Source organism: Citrobacter sp. Cu231 (assembly GCF_030332265.1).
Lineage (GTDB): Bacteria > Pseudomonadota > Gammaproteobacteria > Enterobacterales > Enterobacteriaceae > Citrobacter > Citrobacter meridianamericanus.
Genome location: NZ_JAOWIE010000032.1, coordinates 715,492 through 735,364, shown reverse-complemented (window position 1 = coordinate 735,364; position 19,873 = coordinate 715,492). Strand labels below are relative to the sequence as shown.

The window sequence follows — 19,873 nt, the reverse complement described above, 5'->3', positions numbered from 1 at the left end:
TGTGCAATAAACGGCAGTTCGCAACGGAATCAGTGGGTTATCCCAAAAACTGATACTGGAAAAAACCTAAAGCTGTAGCCAGTTTAAGTTGACCACTTCAGAGGCAAATACGGCATTGAATGGGAAGCAGGAACCGCCCCAACCTTTCATGAGCAACGATCGCTTTCAGTAAGAATTAATGGGAACAAAGAATTGATACACAGAAATTATTGGGACATAAATCAAGAAAAATGACAGACAAATATAACGACGACAGAGGTAAGGATTGGATAGTTGTCGAAGTAAAAAAAGAGGTGAGCATGCCTGGTTTTTGGGAAAACGTTTTGGAGAGAGTTTTGGGGAAACAATGTTGCAGGCATAAAAAACGGGAACCACCTGGCTCCCGTTATCATACAACCCAAAATCTGGATTACATATTTTCGATGATCGCGTCACCAAACTCTGAACATTTCAGCAGCTTAGCGCCGTCCATCAGACGTTCGAAGTCATAGGTTACGGTTTTCGCGTTGATTGCGCCTTCCATACCTTTAACGATAAGGTCAGCCGCTTCAACCCAACCCATGTGGCGCAGCATCATTTCAGCGGACAGAATGATAGAACCCGGGTTCACTTTATCCTGACCGGCATACTTCGGTGCAGTACCGTGGGTTGCTTCGAACAGCGCGCATTCGTCACCGATGTTCGCGCCCGGAGCGATACCAATACCACCAACCTGTGCTGCCAGCGCATCGGAGATGTAGTCGCCGTTCAGGTTCATACAGGCAATCACGTCATATTCAGCCGGACGCAGCAGGATCTGTTGCAGGAACGCATCGGCAATAACGTCCTTAACCACGATCTCTTTGCCGGTTTTCGGGTTCTTGATTTTGACCCAAGGACCGCCGTCAATCAGCTCACCACCGAATTCTTCACGCGCCAACTGATAACCCCAGTCTTTGAACGCGCCTTCGGTGAACTTCATGATGTTACCTTTATGTACTAAGGTAACAGAATCACGATCGTTAGCGATGGCATATTCGATTGCTGCACGAACCAGACGTTTAGTTCCTTCTTCAGAGCATGGTTTGATACCGATACCGCAATGCTCAGGGAAGCGGATTTTCTTCACGCCCATTTCTTCGCGCAGGAATTTAATCACTTTCTCAGCGTCGGCAGAGTCCGCTTTCCACTCGATACCCGCGTAGATATCTTCAGAGTTCTCACGGAAGATGACCATGTCGGTCAGTTCTGGGTGTTTAACCGGGCTAGGCGTACCCTGGTAATAACGCACCGGACGCAGGCAGACATACAGGTCAAGTTCCTGACGCAGGGCAACGTTCAGAGAGCGAATACCGCCGCCAACTGGAGTAGTCAGTGGGCCTTTGATGGCAACACGATATTCACGAATCAGATCAAGGGTTTCAGCAGGAAGCCAGACGTCCTGGCCATAAACCTGGGTGGATTTCTCGCCGGTGTAGATTTCCATCCAGGAGATTTTACGCTCGCCTTTATAGGCTTTCTCGACAGCAGCATCGACAACTTTGATCATCGGTGGGGTTACATCAACGCCGATACCGTCGCCTTCAATGAACGGGATAATCGGATTTTCAGGAACGTTGAGTTTGCCGTTTTGCAGGGTGATCTTCTTACCTTCCGCCGGAACAACTACTTTGCTTTCCATTCACCTCTCCTTCGAGCGCTTCTGGTTCTGCTCGTCTGTCATCGCGCTGCATGTGCGTTTGCGTCCTGCTGCACGAATGCGTTAGAGCAATTTTTTGTTAATGTTTTGTAATGAGCATGTCAATACTACCCTAATGTTCGCCGCCATGAAAGACACTCGTTCTTAGGCTATAATGCGGCAATTGATATAATCTGAAAATACCATGCAAAAAACTTCTTTTAGAAATCACCGGGTTGAGCGATTCAGCTCACGACAAGTCACCAGACAGCGTAAAGAAAACCAGCCAAAACGCGTGGTTTTGTTCAATAAACCCTACGATGTTTTGCCGCAATTTACTGACGAGGCTGGCAGAAGAACGTTAAAAGATTTTATTCCCGTGTCGGGGATCTATGCTGCGGGTCGACTCGATCGGGACAGTGAAGGGCTTTTGGTGCTGACCAATGATGGTGCGCTGCAGGCCCGGTTAACGCAGCCCGGTAAGCGTACCGGGAAAATTTATTACGTCCAGGTCGAAGGCGAGCCGACGGCAGAAGCGCTTAATGCGCTGCGTAACGGGGTAACGCTCAATGACGGTCCCACGCTGCCCGCAGGTATTGAAGTAACAGAAGAACCTGCATGGCTGTGGCCGAGAAACCCGCCTATCAGGGAGCGGAAAAATATCCCTACCACCTGGCTGAAAGTCACCTTATATGAAGGCCGCAACCGTCAGGTACGCCGCATGACAGCCCATGTTGGATTCCCGACGCTGCGCCTCATTCGCTATGCCATGGGGGATTACACACTGGATAATCTCGCCAATGGTGAATGGCGAGATGCAACTAACTGAATAAGGAACAGGTATGTTCAAACCGCACGTTACGGTCGCCTGCATCGTGCATGCAGAAGATAAGTTTTTAGTCGTTGAGGAAACAATCAATGGCAAAGCCTTATGGAATCAACCAGCCGGACATCTGGAAGCGGATGAGACGTTAGTGCAGGCCGCCGCTCGCGAGCTATGGGAAGAAACAGGTATCCACGCGCAGCCACAACATTTTATTCGAATGCATCAATGGATTGCGCCGGACAAAACGCCGTTTTTGCGTTTTCTGTTTTCTATCGAGCTTGCCAATATGTGCGCTACTGAACCTCATGACAGCGATATTGACTGCTGTCGCTGGGTCAGTGCAGAAGAGGTTCTCTGCGCGCCAAACCTGCGCTCTCCGTTAGTTGCGGAGAGCATTCGCTGCTATCAGAGCGGACAACGCTACCCGCTGGCGATAATCGGTGAATTTAACTGGCCGTTTACAGAGGGTGTCAAGTAAGGGGCTGCGTGCTAGAATATGCCGCCTTGAAGTTCAATGTCGTGAGTATTCCTATGTCTGAAAGCCCAAAAAAAGTGATCGTCGGCATGTCCGGCGGTGTCGATTCCTCCGTTTCTGCCTGGCTGTTGCAACAACAGGGTTATCAGGTAGAAGGCCTGTTCATGAAGAACTGGGAAGAGGACGATGGCGAGGAATATTGCACAGCGGCTGCCGATCTTGCAGATGCACAGGCTGTCTGTGACAAACTCGGCATTGAGCTGCATACCGTCAACTTTGCCGCAGAATATTGGGACAACGTCTTTGAATTGTTCCTTGAAGAGTACAAAGCGGGCCGTACGCCAAACCCGGATATTCTGTGTAATAAAGAGATTAAGTTTAAAGCCTTCCTCGAATTTGCCGCTGAAGATTTAGGTGCCGATTACATCGCCACCGGTCACTACGTGCGTCGCGCGGATGTCGACGGTAAAAGCCGTCTGCTGCGTGGGCTCGATGGCAATAAAGACCAGAGCTATTTCCTCTACACGCTCGGCCATGAGCAAATCGCGCAAAGCCTGTTCCCGGTGGGCGAACTGGAAAAACCGCAGGTGCGTAAAATTGCTGAAGATCTCGGTCTGATTACGGCCAAGAAAAAAGACTCCACCGGTATCTGCTTCATTGGCGAACGTAAGTTCCGAGAATTTCTCGGTCGCTACCTGCCGGCTCAACCCGGTAAAATCATCACCGTTGATGGCGAAGAGATTGGCCAGCATCAGGGGCTGATGTACCACACCCTGGGTCAGCGTAAAGGTCTGGGCATTGGCGGGACGAAAGAAGGCACGGAAGATCCGTGGTATGTGGTGGATAAAGACGTTGAGAACAACATTCTGGTTGTTGCTCAGGGTCATGAACACCCGCGCCTGATGTCCGTTGGCCTGGTGGCGCAACAGTTACATTGGGTCGATCGCGAACCGTTCACTGGCACAATGCGCTGCACGGTGAAAACCCGTTATCGTCAGACCGACATTCCGTGCACCGTTAAGGCACTGGATGCCGAGCGTATTGAAGTCATTTTCGATGAACCCGTCGCGGCGGTAACGCCGGGTCAGTCGGCTGTCTTTTACAATGGCGAAGTTTGCCTCGGCGGCGGCATTATCGAACAACGATTACCTCTGTCGGTATAATTACCTACACATTTGATACAAGGAAGCAGTGAACGTGGCAAAGAATTATTATGACATCACCCTCGCCCTGGCAGGCATTTGTCAGTCGGCACGCCTGGTGCAAGAACTGGCGCACCAGGGGCATTGTGATGCCGATGCATTACACGTTTCACTGAACAGCGTCATTGACATGAATCCCAGCTCTACGCTGGGCGTGTTTGGCGGCAGCGAGGCCAACCTTCGTCTCGGCCTGGAAACACTGCTCGGCGTGCTCAACGCCAGCAGTCGTCAGGGACTGAACGCGGAACTTACTCGCTATACATTAAGCCTGATGGTGCTGGAGCGTAAACTTTCAGCCGCTAAAGGCGCCATGGACACGCTGGGAGACCGTATTAACGGCTTGCAGCGCCAGCTGGACCATTTTGATTTGCAGTCAGAAACGCTACTGAGTGCGATGGCAGGCATTTATGTTGACGTTATCAGTCCACTCGGCCCGCGTATTCAGGTCACTGGCTCCCCGGCCATCCTTCAGAGCCCACAGGTTCAGGCCAAAGTTCGCGCTTCGCTGCTGGCTGGCATTCGCGCGGCCGTACTCTGGCATCAGGTGGGTGGAGGCCGTCTGCAACTCATGTTTTCTCGTAATCGCCTGACGACTCAGGCAAAACAAATTCTTGCTCATTTAACCCCGGAGTTGTGATCTATGGAATTATCCTCACTGACCGCCGTTTCCCCTGTCGATGGACGCTACGGCGATAAAGTCAGCGCGCTGCGCGGGATTTTCAGCGAATACGGTTTGCTGAAATTCCGTGTACAGGTTGAAGTACGCTGGCTGCAAAAACTGGCCGCGCACGCAGCGATCAAGGAAGTTCCTGCTTTTGCTGCCGACGCAATCGGTTACCTTGATGCGATCGTCGCTAACTTCGATGAAGAAGATGCTGCGCGTATCAAAACCATCGAGCGTACGACCAACCATGACGTGAAGGCAGTTGAGTATTTCCTCAAAGAAAAAGTTGCGGATATCCCGGAACTGCACGCCGTTTCCGAGTTTATCCACTTCGCATGCACCTCAGAAGACATCAACAACTTATCTCACGCGCTGATGCTGAAAACCGCACGAGACGAAGTAGTCCTGCCGTACTGGCGTCAACTGATTGATGGCATCACAGCACTTTCTGTTGAATATCGCGATATTCCCCTGCTCTCTCGTACTCACGGGCAACCGGCCACCCCATCAACGATGGGCAAAGAAATGGCAAACGTGGCGTATCGCATGGAGCGTCAGTACCGCCAACTCAACCAGGTTGAAATCCTCGGTAAAATCAACGGTGCTGTGGGTAACTATAACGCCCACATCGCCGCTTACCCGGAAGTTGACTGGCATCAGTTTAGCGAAGAGTTCGTCACCTCGCTTGGGATCCAGTGGAATCCATACACCACACAGATCGAGCCGCACGATTACATCGCTGAGCTGTTTGATTGCATCGCCCGCTTTAATACCATTCTGATCGATTTCGATCGCGACGTCTGGGGTTACATTGCGTTGGGTCACTTCAAGCAGAAAACTGTCGCGGGAGAAATCGGTTCTTCGACCATGCCACACAAAGTGAACCCTATCGATTTCGAAAACTCTGAGGGTAACCTGGGTCTGTCTAACGCGGTTCTGCAACATCTGGCGAGCAAACTGCCGGTTTCGCGTTGGCAGCGCGATCTGACGGATTCAACCGTTCTGCGTAATCTGGGCGTAGGTATTGGCTATGCGCTGATCGCCTATCAGTCCACCTTGAAAGGTGTGAGCAAACTGGAAGTGAACCGCGATCATTTGCTGGACGAACTGGATCATAACTGGGAAGTTCTCGCAGAGCCGATTCAGACCGTGATGCGTCGCTATGGCATTGAAAAACCGTACGAGAAGCTGAAAGAACTGACCCGTGGAAAACGCGTTGACGCCGAAGGTATGAAGCAGTTTATCGACAGTCTGGCACTGCCGGAAGAAGAGAAAACGCGCCTGAAAGCCATGACGCCAGCCAATTACATTGGTCGTGCCATCATCATGGTTGATGAACTGAAGTAATCAACAACCCGCAGATGCTGAACTGAAGCCGGATGAGCGTAAGCGATTCCGGTTTTTTATCGCCGTATGAACATCCCTTTCCCGTTTTATTAAATGGTTATCCCCACGGATCATGCTCAGCGCTAGACTAAAAAAGTAATTTTGTAAGTTATTTACTGATAAATTATATTAAAATCAATAGGTTAATAAAATATTATTTTGGACCATTGCGGGAAATATGAGTCATTTCAGCGCCCCAAATTTGGCCCAAAAGTAACAATCGATGTTGGTCTGAATTGCCACAGGTTTAACAAACACTTTAAAATCATGCATAGGCAGCATCGTCTACCTGGAGGCGTCAGTCTAGGTAAAAAGTGAAGATTTTAGCAAAGTTTTATGTTTTATGTTTTATGTTTTATGTTTTATGTTTTATGTTTTATGTTTTATGTTTTATGTTTTATGACAGAAATAAAAAAGCATTATCTTTCAAGATAATGCTTTTTCACCTGAACTGATTCTTATAACAATTAGATTAATGTAATTTTAATATCGTAACTTTCAAGCCCAGTCATTTTTTCACGAGCAGTAAACTGGATATCAGAGACTTCTTTTCCTGTCTTTTTTTTGAGTTCAATAATTTTTTTTGTGATGAATTCAGAAATATCCGCTTCAGTTTTTCTTTTTAAATCTTCGACGTTCATTATTTACCTCTCTTGATCTCTAACGCATCAACGCCAGGCGCGTTACTTTCCCCGTGGAGCACAGGTAAAAGCGCTGACATATTTAAAAGATAGAATGGAAATCCTAAATTATCAAGAGGTTGCAGTATAATCTTCATGCAAAAGAGCTCGTAACCCTACAAACCACTGACTAAAATCTGGGTCGGTCACGAAACAACCAGTTCTCATTTCAAAAGCTTCGATGCGGCCTCGAGAATCTCTTCGGAACTGACATCACGATCTGAAGCCACATAAACTATTTTATGGTCTCCAGTCAGAGATGGAAAGCCCGCAGACATTACGGATAGATGCGCTTTTTCTCCATTGGGAAACTCACGCATTATCGTCGTAATACCTTTCATTACAGATACAACGACTGCCGGTTGTGAGTTAAAAAAAACAATTACTTTTTTCATAATTTTACCGTGACGGTTCTTATATAAATGAACGGTTAAGCATACAAAAAAGGCTCCATAAGGAGCCTGAAATTTATTTTCTATAATCTGATGAAGACTGACCAGAACGAATGTATAGTGCCACATTATCAAATGTTATCATTGTTGATTTGCAAAAAATACATTTCGCTCCGAAAGGATTTTTTTCAGTAACATCAAAGTTTGACGTTCTGTACTGAGATCCGTGACAACACGGGCATCTGAAGTGAATATTATTAGTAATAACAGTTACCTTATACAGCCACAACATTAACTGCTGTGGGGCCTTTGGGTCCCTGTTCAACACTAAATTCAACTTCCTGATTCTCATTCAGAGTTTTGAAATCATTGCTCTGGATAGCAGAGAAGTGTACAAACACATCTTTACTGCCATCTTTAGGGGTGATAAACCCAAAACCTTTTTCAGGATTGAACCATTTTACTAAACCAGTCATTTTATTAGACATAATCATTACCTTAATTGAGTGAGCCCTTGGGCAGATTGGTCCGAAAAAAATTATCAGAGAGAAAAGCTAACAAGGAAATCTCAACAGGAACAAGGAATAAAATTATTTCAGCGACTGCTTCAGATAAATTCGTAACAAACCAGAGATTCATTAACGCATGATTAACCAAACATAGCAAGCTTTAGTTTTGTAAGGAAATCACCCATAACTTTGAGCATAAAAATTAATTTAAACTGCAATATTTCCGAGCATGTCGGTGAGCATTGTGACGTTCATCCAGACGCATTTCTCAGTAGACAGCTTCATGCCCTGAACTACCGACTTTTTTATCAGCCCCCATTGGTTAATAAAATTAAGATTTCCTGGACAAATTAAGGTAAAGTTAAAGTCCATCCAATCAAGGAAAAGCCTATGTCAGAACGTAAAGACTCTAAATCACGCCGTAACTATCTTGTCAAATGCACTTGCCCAAACTGTACCCATCAATCTGAACATAGTTTTGCAAGAGTACAAAAAGGTTCCCTTTTAATCTGTCCTCATTGCAATAAAGTATTCCAAACAAATCAAAAAGAAGCAGCCTGAATCTGTTTGAGATACCGTTTCTCGCACAGAATCACCACATCTGTATTTTAATATTGTTCAAGCCACCGATAATAAAAAAAACGCTCAGGCCTTAGCCGTCATTGTTATCGCATACACACATAAAGCGGATTTTACTTTGCGATAACTCCACTGCCGGCAACCGGACCTTTAGTACCATGTTCAATAGAGAATAAAACTTTTTGACCTTCAAACAAAGTGCGAAAATTACCGTTCTGGGTAGCAGAGAAATGAACAAACACATCTAATCTGCATGACTCAGAAGTACTCCTTCCCGGATTACGCGTTGAGTTTTGTCGAATGAATGGTTTCGAGGCCCGTCTGTAGCGAACATGTATCTCTCATCATTTGTAGCCCCTGATTTCTGGAATCATAAAAGATAAATTAAAAACAGGGAGAGGTTCACATGTATCCGAAAATATATCTAAACGACTGGTTGACAGGCCTTAAGAGCTCATGTTGCACGCTGGTAGTGACTACACTTTCTGTCATCTAACCTGCCAGGCTAAGTGATTTTTTTACAGACACCAAAGCTTTAGAGGTATCTGGTGCAACAATGCTGTCGATTACTTCTATTGTATACACATTACAGCGTGTTATCGGAGAAAATACCCGTCTGGTAGATATTGAGCATACCGACATTTTGCATTACCGAAAAGAGTTATTGACCGGGACAATTATTAACCCGGCAATGCCGAATCTCACCAGGCAGGGCCGCGCGCCCTCAACAGTCAATAAACAGATGGCAGTTTTATCAGAAATGCCTAAGCTCGCAAACCGAAGCCAGTTTATATTGCATGCTCCTTATGAGGGCGTGTCGCGACTCAAGTTATCTAAAAATGATCCCGACCCACTTTTACTTCATAAGTACCAGGCACTGATAACCCCCCTTCCCCGTAGCCAGGCATTAATCATCATTGTTGCCGTATATACAGGGATGAGGCCGGGCGAGATAGGCGCCCTGGCATGGGAAGACGATGCACATATGGTGTACGAGATTTACTCCAAGTGGATTGGCGACATGAACCAGGATCAGGTCAATATGCTGAACAATCAGATGCCAACAGCACTGCCCCCAGAACGCCCCACAGGCAGGGGAGCATGAGAAAAGTTATTTAAGTTCATAGCGCTGCTTTCAATCCACATAATCAGCGTTAAACTATTCATACCGTTATTTTAGGGAGAAACGATGATGCGCGTACTGGTTGTCGAGGATAATGCTTTATTACGCCACCACCTTAAGGTTCAGCTACAGGATTTAGGTCATCAGGTAGATGATGCAGAAGATGCCAAGGAAGCAGACTATTATCTGAATGAACATCTTCCGGATATCGCACTCGTTGACTTAGGCCTTCCCGATGAAGATGGTTTGTCGTTGATCCGCCGTTGGCGCAGCAATGAGGTTTCGCTGCCGATTCTGGTATTGACCGCGCGTGAAGGCTGGCAGGACAAAGTGGAAGTACTCAGCGCCGGCGCTGATGATTACGTCACCAAACCGTTTCACATTGAAGAAGTGGCTGCGCGCATGCAGGCGCTGATGCGTCGCAACAGCGGTCTGGCCTCGCAGATTATCTCCCTTCCGCCTTTCCAGGTTGATCTCTCTCGCCGCGAATTATCCGTCAATGATGAAGTTATTAAGCTCACGGCGTTCGAATATACCATTATGGAAACACTCATCCGTAATAGCGGCAAAGTCGTCAGTAAAGATTCGCTCATGCTGCAGCTATACCCGGATGCTGAACTACGTGAAAGTCACACTATTGATGTCCTGATGGGACGTCTGCGTAAAAAAATTCAGGCGCAATATCCGCATGAAGTAATTACCACAGTACGTGGGCAAGGCTATCTTTTCGAACTGCGCTAATGAACAAATTATTGCGTCATTTTTTCCCGTTATCGCTGCGGCTGCGCTTTTTACTGGCAACCGCAGGTGTGGTATTGGTGCTTTCACTGGCCTACGGCATGGTTGCCCTGGTAGGTTACAGCGTTAGTTTTGATAAGACCACGTTCCGCCTGTTGCGCGGTGAAAGCAATCTGTTTTATACCCTGGCGAAATGGGAAAACGGCAAGATTAACATCGAGCTGCCCGAGAACCTCGACATGCAAAGCCCAACAATGTCGCTGATTTACAATGAAGCGGGTGAGCTTCTGTGGGCACAGCGCAACGTGCCCTGGTTGACGCAAAGCATCCAACCAGACTGGCTTAAAACCAACGGTTTTCATGAGATTGAAGCCAACGTTGACGCCACCAGCACCCTACTGGGCGAAGACCACTCCGCACAGCAACAGTTAAAAGAAGTCAGAGAGGATGACGACGACGCCGAAATGACCCACTCCGTGGCGGTTAACGTCTACCCCGCCACTGCCAGAATGCCACAGTTAACCATTGTGGTTGTCGATACAATTCCTATTGAGCTAAAGCGCTCATACATGGTCTGGAGCTGGTTTATTTATGTGCTGGTCGCCAATCTGTTGCTGGTCATTCCGCTCTTATGGGTGGCCGCCTGGTGGAGTCTGCGGCCAATTGAGTCGCTGGCGCGTGAAGTCCGCGAGCTTGAGGAGCATCATCGTGAGATGCTGAACCCCGCCACCACGCGCGAACTGACCAGTCTGGTTCGTAACCTGAATCGACTTTTAAAAAGCGAACGTGAGCGCTACGACAAATACCGCACCACATTAACTGACCTCACCCACAGCCTGAAAACACCACTGGCGGTATTGCAGAGTACCCTGCGCTCGATGCGTAATGAAAAAATGAACGTGAGCGACGCCGAGCCTATCATGCTGGAACAAATCAGCCGTATTTCCCAGCAGATTGGCTATTACCTGCATCGTGCAAGCATGCGTGGCAGCAGCTCTCTGCTCAGTCGCGAACTGCATCCAGTCGCGCCGTTGCTTGATAAACTCACCTCCGCGCTGAATAAAGTTTATCAGCGTAAAGGCGTCAATATCAGTCTCGATATCTCCCCCGAAATCAGTTTCGTAGGCGAGCAGAACGACTTTGTCGAAGTGATGGGTAACGTACTGGATAACGCATGTAAATACTGTCTGGAGTTTGTCGAGATTTCAGCGCATCTGTCAGAAGATCAACTGCATATTCTGGTTGAGGATGATGGTCCTGGTATTCCGCAAAGCAAACGGGAAGTGGTGTTTGACCGTGGTCAGCGCGTCGATACGTTACGACCTGGACAAGGCGTCGGACTGGCAGTGGCGCGAGAAATAACTGAACAGTATGACGGGCAGATTATTGCCAGTGATAGCCTGCTGGGTGGCGCGCGCATGGAGGTTATTTTTGGTCGCCAGCAGCCGGGGCAGAAAGACGAGTAATCGCCACGTGTAATAAATATGTGCTGACTTCACGCTTGAGGTTAAGTATCCGTTATAATCGGTTGCAGATACCAGCCTGCGGGAAGCTCACTATGGAATACCAACTCACACTTAACTGGCCCGATTTTCTTGAACGCCACTGGCAGAAACGCCCGGTGGTATTAAAACGCGGGTTTAACAACTTTATTGACCCACTTTCTCCTGACGAACTGGCTGGACTGGCAATGGAAAGTGAGGTCGACAGCCGACTCGTCAGCCACCAGGACGGCAAATGGCAAGTTAGCCACGGTCCCTTTGAAAGCTATGACCATCTCGGCGAGAACAACTGGTCGCTTCTGGTCCAGGCGGTCAATCACTGGCACGAGCCAACCGCTGCGCTGATGCGTCCGTTTCGCGAACTGCCTGACTGGCGTATCGACGATCTGATGATCTCCTTCTCCGTCCCTGGCGGCGGGGTTGGCCCGCATCTGGATCAGTACGATGTATTTATCATCCAGGGAACCGGACGTCGCCGCTGGCGCGTAGGTGAAAAACTGCAGTTAAAACAACACTGTCCTCACCCGGATCTCCTTCAGGTCGACCCGTTTGAAGCCATCATCGATGAAGAGCTGGAACCCGGCGATATCCTGTATATTCCACCGGGGTTCCCGCACGAAGGCTATGCGCTGGAAAACGCCATGAACTATTCGGTCGGCTTCCGTGCGCCAAACACGCGCGAACTGATTAGCGGGTTCGCCGACTACGTATTACAACGTGAGCTGGGCAGCACGTATTACAGCGATCCTGACCTGCCGCCGCGCGACCATCCTGCCGACGTACTGCCACAAGAGATGGACAAGCTGCGCGAAATGATGCTGGGGCTGATTAATCAACCGGAACATTTCCAGCAGTGGTTTGGCGAGTTTATTTCTCAGTCTCGTCATGAGCTGGATATTGCGCCGCCGGAGCCACCGTATCAGCCAGATGAAATTTACGATGCCCTGAAGCAAGGGGATGTGTTAGTGCGTCTGGGCGGATTACGCGTATTGCGCATCGGCGACGACGTCTACGCCAACGGTGAAAAAATTGACTCGCCGCATCGTCCTGCCCTGGAAGCGCTGGCCAGCCATATCGTGCTAACGGCTGAGAACTTTGAGGATGCGCTGGAAGATCCGTCTTTCCTTGCCATGCTTGCCGCGCTGGTCAACAGTGGGTACTGGTTCTTCGAAGGGTGATGAGTCATTTTGCCGGATGACGTTTTGTGCATCCGGCATCTACTTCGGGCTTGTTACTGCTGCTTCGCAGTTAACTCCGCAATACGCACAATCACCTGCACCGCTTTTTCCATTCCTTCCAGGGTTACAAACTCATGTTTGCCATGATAGTTATAACCACCGGTGAAAAGATTCGGACACGGTAATCCCATAAACGACAGCTGTGCGCCGTCAGTACCGCCACGAATAGGTTTCAGCACCGGCTCAATATCGCAATCGCGCATTGCCTTCTGGGCGATATCCAGCACGTGTGGATGTTCAATCACTTTTTCGCGCATATTGTAGTAACTGTCTTCAATCACCAGTTCGATATAGCAATCCGGGTGTAACCCTTTGCCGACCTTTTTGGCGATATCCATGATCTTACGTTTACGCGCTTCAAACTGCTTGCGGTCAAAATCACGGATGATGTAGTGCATATCTGCACGATCGACCGTCCCTTTCATGCTCGCCAGGTGATAAAAGCCTTCGTAGCCTTCCGTCGTTTCCGGGCTTTCGTCTGCCGGAACCTCAGCGTGAATACGCGCCGCCAGCGACAGCGCATTCACCATCACCCCTTTTGCAGTACCGGGATGCACATTGTTGCCGACAATTTTGATATTAACCGAGGCGGCGTTGAAGTTTTCAAACTCCAGCTCACCTACGCCACCACCGTCAACAGTGTAGGCCCACTGCGCATCGAATGCCGCAACGTCAAAATGCTTGGCCCCTTTACCAACCTCTTCATCCGGCGTGAAGGCCACGCGGATATCACCGTGCGGAATGTTTTTTTGAATAAGCACGGCCAGCGCGGTCATGATTTCCGCCACGCCTGCTTTGTCATCCGCGCCCAGCAGGGTTTTACCGTCTGTAGTGATTAGCGTCTGGCCCAGAAGTTGATGTAGCACCGGGAACATCACCGGCGACAGAACTTCATCACCAATGCCTAACGCAATATCGCCGCCGCGATAGTTTTCGACGATTTGCGGATTAACGTTTTTACCGCTGAAATCCGGTGAGGTATCCACATGGGAAATAAAGCCGATCGCGGGAATATTGCCAGCAACGTTAGCGGGCAGCGTCGCCATCAGCGTACCCTTTTCGCTCAATGAAATATTAACCAGCCCCATCTCTTCGAGCTGTTGTTTGAGCAGTTGTAACAACTTCCACTGTCCTTCGGTGCTGGGTACCTGCCGCACGCCCGATTTTGATTGGGTGTCCAGCGACACGTAGTGTAAAAAACGCTCAAGTAGTTTATCCATGCAGTCACCCTCACTTTTTGTGACAACATTATCAATAAGCAACAAAAGACAAATATTGCGTCAGGTCACTTTTATCCCCGCAAGTAAGAATATTTCTCCTCGACATCCCCTCTGACTATAGGGTTAAGTCAGTAATTCGCAACAAGGATTGGCGATTACAATGGTTTGCCGTAGAATAACCGCCCTCATTAAGAGTCATCAAGGTGGTTAACCACAAACCCCGCATCGGTCAGCCATCCGTTGCGTTTACATGGGACAGAGTAAAAAATTGAATAAACAACCGCGTTCGCTTTCTCCACTGGTGCAATTAGCGGGAATTCGCAAAAGTTTCGATGGCAAAGAGGTGATTTCCAGCCTGGATTTGACCATCAATAATGGCGAGTTTCTCACGCTGCTCGGCCCCTCTGGCTGCGGTAAAACAACCGTTCTTCGCCTGATTGCCGGCCTGGAAACTGTTGATTCCGGTCATATTATGTTGGACAACCAGGACATCACTCACGTTCCTGCGGAAAACCGCTACGTGAACACCGTCTTCCAAAGCTATGCGTTATTCCCCCACATGACCGTATTTGAGAATGTGGCCTTTGGCTTACGCATGCAAAAAACGCCCGCTGCCGACATTTCTCCCCGCGTTACTGAAGCTCTGCGCATGGTGCAACTGGAAGAATTCGCCCAGCGAAAACCACATCAACTCTCCGGTGGACAGCAGCAGCGCGTAGCGATTGCCCGTGCGGTGGTGAACAAACCCCGCCTACTCTTGTTAGATGAATCCCTCTCTGCACTGGACTACAAACTGCGTAAGCAGATGCAGAACGAACTGAAAGCGTTGCAGCGTAAGCTGGGTATCACTTTTGTCTTTGTCACACACGATCAGGAAGAAGCGCTGACCATGTCAGATCGCATCGTGGTGATGCGCGATGGTAAGATTGAGCAGGACGGTACGCCGCGCGAAATCTACGAAGAGCCTAAAAATCTGTTCGTCGCCGGATTTATTGGCGAGATCAACATGTTTAACGCCACGGTGATAGAACGTCTGGACGAACAGCGCGTTCGTGCTAACGTTGAAGGTCGCGAGTGCAATATTTATGTCAACTTTGCGGTGATTCCTGGGCAGAAGCTGCACGTTCTGTTACGCCCGGAAGATCTGCGCGTGGATGAAATCAACGACGATAATCATATCGAAGGTCTTATCGGCTACGTGCGTGAGCGCAACTACAAAGGCATGACGCTGGAGTCGGTTGTGGAACTGGAAAACGGCAAGATGGTGATGGTCAGTGAGTTCTTCAACGAAGACGATCCTGACTTTGACCACTCGCTCGACCAGAAAATGGCGATTAACTGGGTAGAAAGCTGGGAGGTCGTACTGGCTGATGAAGAACACAAGTAAATTCCAGAGTGTGGTGATCGTCACCATTGTCGGTTGGCTTGTGTTATTTGTCTTTCTGCCCAACCTGATGATCATCGGCACCAGCTTTTTGACCCGCGACGACGCCAATTTCGTCAAAATGGTCTTTACGCTGGAAAACTATACACGCCTGCTCGATCCGCTCTATTTTGAGGTGCTGGTTCATTCTCTCAATATGGCGCTGATTGCTACGCTCGCCTGTCTGGTACTCGGCTACCCGTTTGCCTGGTTTTTGGTGAAACTGCCGGAAAAAGTGCGTCCACTGCTGCTGTTCCTGCTGATTGTTCCGTTCTGGACCAATTCACTTATTCGCATCTACGGACTCAAAATTTTCCTCAGCACCAAGGGCTATCTCAACGAATTTCTGTTGTGGCTCGGCGTTATCGATACCCCTATTCGCATCATGTTTACCCCCAGCGCGGTGATTATCGGCCTGGTGTACATCCTGCTGCCGTTTATGGTAATGCCGCTCTATTCCAGCATTGAAAAACTCGATAAACCGCTGCTGGAAGCCGCGCGCGATCTGGGCGCCAGTAAACTTCAGACCTTCACCCGCATCATTATTCCGTTGACGATGCCGGGAATTATCGCCGGATGCCTGTTGGTTATGCTGCCCGCAATGGGGCTGTTTTACGTATCCGACTTAATGGGCGGGGCGAAAAACCTGCTGATTGGTAATGTGATTAAAGTTCAGTTCCTGAACATCCGCGACTGGCCGTTTGGTGCCGCCACCAGCATTACGCTGACCATTGTGATGGGGCTGATGCTGCTAATCTACTGGCGCGCCTCCCGCTTGCTGAACAAGAAGGTTAGTGACATAGACAGTTAATTTTTATTATTCAATGAGTTAGATTGCTTTTTGGCATGCTTTTTACATGCAAGTAAATTGCATGCCAAACTCTCTAAAATCATGTAGTTACAACGGAGTTTTGGAAAATGATTTTTCGCTAATTATTCTGCTGGGGATATTTGTCTCCGATGATATCTGGGATTCTTACATCACCGGATAGTCATCAAACTCCTCGCTATTGGCATCATTAATGATGTACGTCATCACTCCAAATATCATGAAAGGAATACTGTTTTATATAATCCAGCAACACATGATTATCATATATTAGAGCATGGCGACAATTTCAAGTAAAACAATACCAGCATGCATTATTTATCATTGAATAATTCATTGCTGCAACCTGATATTTTGTATATACGTTACTTACCAGTTTAAATATCACATGATACTTCCCGCCTCATGTTGATACTGATAGAATGTTTCCATGTGACTGATATCAAAAAAAATATGCTTTCAACATTCTTGTAATTATTGGATAGGTATAAAACACGGATAGCTTAAAAATGAACACATCTATCACCATTGTTACCGCATTTTTCGATATAGGACGAGGAGACTGGACGAGTAATAAAGGTTTCTCTCCTCACTTAGAGAGAACAGCTGATACCTATATTCAGTACTTTGAAAATCTGTCTGAATTGGGTAATGACATGGTCATTTTCACATCCAGTGAACTTAAACCCAAAATTGAAGCAATTAGAAATGGTAAAAGCACTGTTGTAGTGACTTTAGATATTAATAAAAAATTTCAACACATCAAAAAAAGAATTGCGCGGATTCAAAAAGATAACGAGTTCATAAGCAAACTTGAAACTCGCCAGTTGATAAACCCCGAATACTGGTCCCCAGACTATGCACTGGTTTGCAATCTGAAAACATATTTTGTAAACAGAGCTATAGAGTTAAATCTTGTGAATGATGATATGGTTGCATGGGTTGACTTTGGTTACTGTCGTACTGCAGACGTAACCAGAGGGTTATCTCGATGGGACTATCCTTTTAACCGAAACAAAGTAAATTTCTTTACAGTTAAAAAAGGCTTGACCGTCAAAACTATCCATCAGGTTTTTGACCACATGATTAACAATCGCTCCTATATTATTGGCGGGGCAATTGTAGCAACACAAAATAAATGGAAAGAGTTTTATAAACTGGTTTATCAGTGCCAAATAAAAACACTCAGAAATAATATAGTTGATGACGATCAGGGCGTTTTTATAATGTGCTATCATTACAATCCTAAATTAATAAAACTAAATTACCTGGGTAAGAACCGCTGGTTTAATCTATTTAAACTATTCGGAAGGAAAGATTTAATTACTTTAATAAGAAGATTAAAGGTCTCTCTTATAGGTAAATAATTTTTAATTGATGTATGAACAATGCCGATTCTAATCAGCCCCGGCATTGTTTTGCTTAAGTCTGTTATATGGGCAATGGAGATTCAAGCCAGATGATGTTTTGGGCATCCTCAGGGTAATTCGGTTAAGCATTATACAATACTTTTTCCATGCAATAAGTGCTTTCGATTCGTCTTACGTCGCCATGTCCAGATCAACTGCATCATGAACCCATTGTGTCCCGTCCAATTTAACATATCCCCTTCAGGAGCCACTGATACAACATTTTCAGGCAGGCCCAACATCCAGGACACCTCTTTTGCTGTTTTAGCTGTTTCGACATATGCCTTCGCTGATACACCGCAGCCGGTCAGCGTGGTGCCTGTTCCATATGAAAGTCTGCTGTAAATGGTGCTCATTATGGTCATAGCCTCACCTCCGATTTTTCGGATGGCGCTGTGTTTGATTGAGAAGGGTCAGGCTTCACGGGCCGGATTTATCAAAAAAGCGCGTAACGGATGATTCCCGTGAGCCTGAAATGAAAAAGGCCACCGAATGGCAGCCTCAAAGTGAATGTGATTAATATTGGCGATTCTAACGGGCTTAGGCTTTTCTTGCTACAGCCAGCAGATGCGATGAAATACCATGCAATTCAGGAAATTCCTCAGTTAAACGAAGATATTTCAGCAAAAGGGCCTTTTTGTCCTCTACCTGCATTATCTCATCCGTGTCAATGATGCTGGCAAACCCCTCTACAGCAAACAGTCTGATATCCTGAAACCCTGTTTGCTGAAGCTCCTGCATAATTAATGACGGGCTATGGAAAAAAGCAGTAGTGAAATAATTTGGGGTGTCATAAGGGTTTTCATGGTTTCCCGTCAGCAGATCGGTTTCCACGATATGTTGAAACACCGGGTCATTTATAAACTGGTATTTATATCCATCCACCAGCGATGCTGACCTCGATATATATGTAAAAACAGCTATGCCGCCGGGTTTCAGAACACGAAGGCATTCTTCAATGCATTGCATCCTGTCAGCGCTTTCCTGCAGGTGATACAGAGCCCCCATCAGCATCACCAGCCAGCCCAGTACCGGAAATTGGATCGGACATTTAGCCCCCCTTAATTGCTGTGAGTTCTCTCAAAACGAGAGGAATAAAAAAGGCCGCCATTTGGCAGCCTCTAAGTATGAACGGTAACTTACATTGGTGGAGCGAGAGGACCTTCTGACACATCTGCTTCACCGTTATGGCAAATGTCATCGCCTCTGGTCAGATGCCAGACACCGGTGATTGTTTTACCTGTTTCCAGCTCATCAACAGTGTCATTCGTGTAGTATGCCACCTGAACAACACCGACATGCTGAATCCAGTAATAGTCCCTTCTTTCATAAGCTCCTCCGCGATACTCAGCAGATAGTATAGAGCGGTACAAATAATGCTGTGGTGCAGGAAGCCACAACTTAATTTTTGCTAATAAAGTAATTTCGAAAGATGACAATAATGGGTAATAAATGTAAGGCTGGAGGAACCGCCATGAGCATGACAGTTAGCACTTTGGGTCAGGACATACTGCAAAGCACAGTAAAACAAGCACCTTCAAGTACTGGCAACTCTGTTTCACAACAAATTCAAATCCTGAAAAAACAAATTGGTGAGTTGACAAAAGAACTCAGCGCCATGGGTTCAAAAATTAATGAAGTAACCTCCGAAGAAGAGGCAAAACTGCTTAAACAGCAGATGGAGATGATTCAAAGGCAAATCGAGTCTATATACGCCAAAATTGCTCAATTACAAAAACAAGAAGCAGAAAAAAAACAAATAGAATCAGTAGCATTACCTACTGTAAGTAACAAATCAAGTTCGAACGCTGCAGGGAATAATACTAAAAATATTGATGTCTACGTTTAGCAGATGACCCCTCTCATTTTTCCTCTGAGTTAGAAACGAAAAAGCATTGGAGCATTGTGAGAACATGTTTTCGAGTTAACGATTTCAGCCCGGCTGATATGACAGGGGTACTGGTGCAATGCACCTCGCGAATACCCCTGTCATATCGCCGGAAAGCAAAAAACCCGCGCTG

General features: G+C 47.2%; 25 protein-coding genes and 3 pseudogenes. 17 read left to right on the top strand and 11 right to left on the bottom strand.

All coding sequences use genetic code 11. The annotated features are described in order from the left end of the window. Positions 1-99 precede the first annotated feature (99 nt). Positions 100-287 (top strand): annotated as a pseudogene (locus OGY15_RS24820) (site-specific integrase); the annotation flags it as partial. Positions 288-409: 122 nt separating this feature from the next. On the opposite strand, the gene icd reads toward OGY15_RS24820, so the two are convergent. Then, complete coding sequence (gene icd / locus OGY15_RS09990) at positions 410-1,660, bottom strand: NADP-dependent isocitrate dehydrogenase (RefSeq protein ID WP_003030769.1); 1,251 nt, start codon at positions 1,658-1,660, stop codon at positions 410-412. Between the two features lie 202 nt (positions 1,661-1,862). On the opposite strand from icd, the gene rluE reads away from it, so the two are divergent. Genes rluE through purB form a run of 5 tightly spaced genes read left to right on the top strand, consistent with a single transcriptional unit; the run spans position 1,863 to position 6,171 of the window. Beyond that, a complete protein-coding gene (gene rluE / locus OGY15_RS09985; protein WP_187252620.1) occupies positions 1,863-2,486 on the top strand; it encodes a 23S rRNA pseudouridine(2457) synthase RluE in 624 nt (207 codons plus the stop codon). Positions 2,487-2,499: 13 nt separating this feature from the next. Continuing rightward, positions 2,500-2,961 carry an NUDIX hydrolase gene (locus tag OGY15_RS09980; RefSeq protein WP_151219999.1) on the top strand — a complete coding sequence of 154 codons (462 nt, stop codon included), beginning with the start codon at positions 2,500-2,502 and terminating at the stop codon, positions 2,959-2,961. Positions 2,962-3,014: 53 nt separating this feature from the next. Beyond that, positions 3,015-4,121 (top strand): tRNA 2-thiouridine(34) synthase MnmA, encoded by a 1,107-nt coding sequence (gene mnmA, locus OGY15_RS09975; RefSeq protein WP_151225273.1) that lies wholly within the window; start codon positions 3,015-3,017, stop codon positions 4,119-4,121. A gap of 34 nt (positions 4,122-4,155) precedes the next feature. Then, entirely contained in the window at positions 4,156-4,797 is a 642-nt protein-coding gene (gene hflD / locus OGY15_RS09970) for a high frequency lysogenization protein HflD (protein WP_151225271.1), read from the top strand. Positions 4,798-4,800: 3 nt separating this feature from the next. Then, on the top strand, positions 4,801-6,171 hold the full coding sequence (purB, locus tag OGY15_RS09965) for an adenylosuccinate lyase (RefSeq protein WP_210904972.1): 1,371 nt from the start codon (positions 4,801-4,803) through the stop codon (positions 6,169-6,171). A 506-nt stretch (positions 6,172-6,677) separates the two neighbouring features. Here purB and OGY15_RS09960 read toward each other — a convergent pair. The 4 genes from OGY15_RS09960 to cspG form a co-directional block, all read right to left on the bottom strand. Further along, positions 6,678-6,851, bottom strand: coding sequence for a GnsA/GnsB family addiction module toxin (locus OGY15_RS09960; protein ID WP_003841960.1), 174 nt, complete (start codon positions 6,849-6,851; stop codon positions 6,678-6,680). A 203-nt stretch (positions 6,852-7,054) separates the two neighbouring features. Further along, a complete protein-coding gene (locus OGY15_RS09955) occupies positions 7,055-7,285 on the bottom strand; it encodes a hypothetical protein (RefSeq protein ID WP_151220003.1) in 231 nt (76 codons plus the stop codon). A gap of 73 nt (positions 7,286-7,358) precedes the next feature. Beyond that, positions 7,359-7,547, bottom strand: a complete 189-nt coding sequence (gene ymcF / locus OGY15_RS09950) for a cold shock small protein YmcF (RefSeq protein WP_151220020.1) — start codon at positions 7,545-7,547, stop codon at positions 7,359-7,361. Between the two features lie 10 nt (positions 7,548-7,557). After that, complete coding sequence (gene cspG / locus OGY15_RS09945) at positions 7,558-7,770, bottom strand: cold shock protein CspG (protein WP_000066494.1); 213 nt, start codon at positions 7,768-7,770, stop codon at positions 7,558-7,560. A gap of 411 nt (positions 7,771-8,181) precedes the next feature. Here cspG and OGY15_RS09940 point away from each other — a divergent pair, with 411 nt between their 5' ends. Next, the gene (locus OGY15_RS09940; RefSeq protein WP_187252621.1) at positions 8,182-8,352 is read left to right on the top strand and encodes a YnfU family zinc-binding protein; all 171 of its coding nucleotides are present in this window, start codon (positions 8,182-8,184) and stop codon (positions 8,350-8,352) included. A 131-nt stretch (positions 8,353-8,483) separates the two neighbouring features. Here the strand turns inward: OGY15_RS09940 and OGY15_RS09935 are convergent, their stop codons facing one another. Beyond that, positions 8,484-8,672: a cold shock domain-containing protein gene (locus tag OGY15_RS09935; RefSeq protein ID WP_151220021.1), complete on the bottom strand. Its 189-nt coding sequence runs from the start codon at positions 8,670-8,672 to the stop codon at positions 8,484-8,486. Between OGY15_RS09935 and OGY15_RS09930 the strand changes: the two are divergent. The 6 genes and pseudogenes from OGY15_RS09930 to roxA form a co-directional block, all read left to right on the top strand. Further along, a pseudogene (locus OGY15_RS09930) lies at positions 8,626-8,753 on the top strand (S1 domain-containing protein); the annotation flags it as partial. The gene OGY15_RS09935 and the pseudogene OGY15_RS09930 sit on opposite strands and share 47 nt — an antisense overlap. Before the next feature lie 23 nt (positions 8,754-8,776). Then, a complete protein-coding gene (locus OGY15_RS24815) occupies positions 8,777-8,866 on the top strand; it encodes a hypothetical protein (RefSeq protein ID WP_423390609.1) in 90 nt (29 codons plus the stop codon). A gap of 60 nt (positions 8,867-8,926) precedes the next feature. After that, positions 8,927-9,475, top strand: coding sequence for a site-specific integrase (locus OGY15_RS09925; RefSeq protein WP_286538995.1), 549 nt, complete (start codon positions 8,927-8,929; stop codon positions 9,473-9,475). A gap of 87 nt (positions 9,476-9,562) precedes the next feature. Next, a complete protein-coding gene (phoP, locus tag OGY15_RS09920) occupies positions 9,563-10,234 on the top strand; it encodes a two-component system response regulator PhoP (RefSeq protein WP_151220022.1) in 672 nt (223 codons plus the stop codon). Further along, positions 10,234-11,697 carry a two-component system sensor histidine kinase PhoQ gene (gene phoQ / locus OGY15_RS09915; RefSeq protein ID WP_151220004.1) on the top strand — a complete coding sequence of 488 codons (1,464 nt, stop codon included), beginning with the start codon at positions 10,234-10,236 and terminating at the stop codon, positions 11,695-11,697. The genes phoP and phoQ overlap by 1 nt, the downstream gene beginning before the upstream one ends. 92 nt (positions 11,698-11,789) lie before the next feature. After that, positions 11,790-12,911: a [50S ribosomal protein L16]-arginine 3-hydroxylase gene (gene roxA / locus OGY15_RS09910; RefSeq protein ID WP_003030786.1), complete on the top strand. Its 1,122-nt coding sequence runs from the start codon at positions 11,790-11,792 to the stop codon at positions 12,909-12,911. 53 nt (positions 12,912-12,964) lie between these two features. On the opposite strand, the gene pepT is transcribed toward roxA, so the two are convergent. Then, on the bottom strand, positions 12,965-14,191 hold the full coding sequence (pepT, locus tag OGY15_RS09905; protein ID WP_187259991.1) for a peptidase T: 1,227 nt from the start codon (positions 14,189-14,191) through the stop codon (positions 12,965-12,967). 250 nt (positions 14,192-14,441) lie between these two features. Between pepT and potA the strand changes: the two genes are divergently transcribed. Next, positions 14,442-15,578: a spermidine/putrescine ABC transporter ATP-binding protein PotA gene (gene potA, locus OGY15_RS09900; RefSeq protein ID WP_043015989.1), complete on the top strand. Its 1,137-nt coding sequence runs from the start codon at positions 14,442-14,444 to the stop codon at positions 15,576-15,578. Then, positions 15,562-16,425 carry a spermidine/putrescine ABC transporter permease PotB gene (gene potB / locus OGY15_RS09895; protein WP_016150058.1) on the top strand — a complete coding sequence of 288 codons (864 nt, stop codon included), beginning with the start codon at positions 15,562-15,564 and terminating at the stop codon, positions 16,423-16,425. The genes potA and potB overlap by 17 nt, the downstream gene beginning before the upstream one ends. Before the next feature lie 165 nt (positions 16,426-16,590). On the opposite strand, the pseudogene OGY15_RS24810 reads toward potB, so the two are convergent. After that, positions 16,591-16,671 (bottom strand): annotated as a pseudogene (locus tag OGY15_RS24810) (HumD family translesion DNA polymerase); the annotation flags it as partial. A gap of 281 nt (positions 16,672-16,952) precedes the next feature. Between OGY15_RS24810 and yibB the strand changes: the two are divergent. Then, entirely contained in the window at positions 16,953-17,810 is an 858-nt protein-coding gene (gene yibB / locus OGY15_RS09890; RefSeq protein WP_286538994.1) for a protein YibB, read from the top strand. Between the two features lie 131 nt (positions 17,811-17,941). Here the strand turns inward: yibB and OGY15_RS09885 are convergent, their stop codons facing one another. The 3 genes from OGY15_RS09885 to OGY15_RS09875 form a co-directional block, all read right to left on the bottom strand. Further along, complete coding sequence (locus OGY15_RS09885) at positions 17,942-18,217, bottom strand: holin (protein WP_279574413.1); 276 nt, start codon at positions 18,215-18,217, stop codon at positions 17,942-17,944. Between the two features lie 175 nt (positions 18,218-18,392). Next, positions 18,393-18,860, bottom strand: coding sequence for a methyltransferase domain-containing protein (locus OGY15_RS09880; RefSeq protein ID WP_279574414.1), 468 nt, complete (start codon positions 18,858-18,860; stop codon positions 18,393-18,395). Positions 18,861-18,991: 131 nt separating this feature from the next. Beyond that, positions 18,992-19,213 carry a hypothetical protein gene (locus OGY15_RS09875; RefSeq protein WP_151220023.1) on the bottom strand — a complete coding sequence of 74 codons (222 nt, stop codon included), beginning with the start codon at positions 19,211-19,213 and terminating at the stop codon, positions 18,992-18,994. A gap of 113 nt (positions 19,214-19,326) precedes the next feature. Between OGY15_RS09875 and OGY15_RS09870 the strand changes: the two genes are divergently transcribed. Continuing rightward, positions 19,327-19,701: a FlxA-like family protein gene (locus tag OGY15_RS09870; protein ID WP_187252627.1), complete on the top strand. Its 375-nt coding sequence runs from the start codon at positions 19,327-19,329 to the stop codon at positions 19,699-19,701. Positions 19,702-19,873 lie beyond the last annotated feature (172 nt).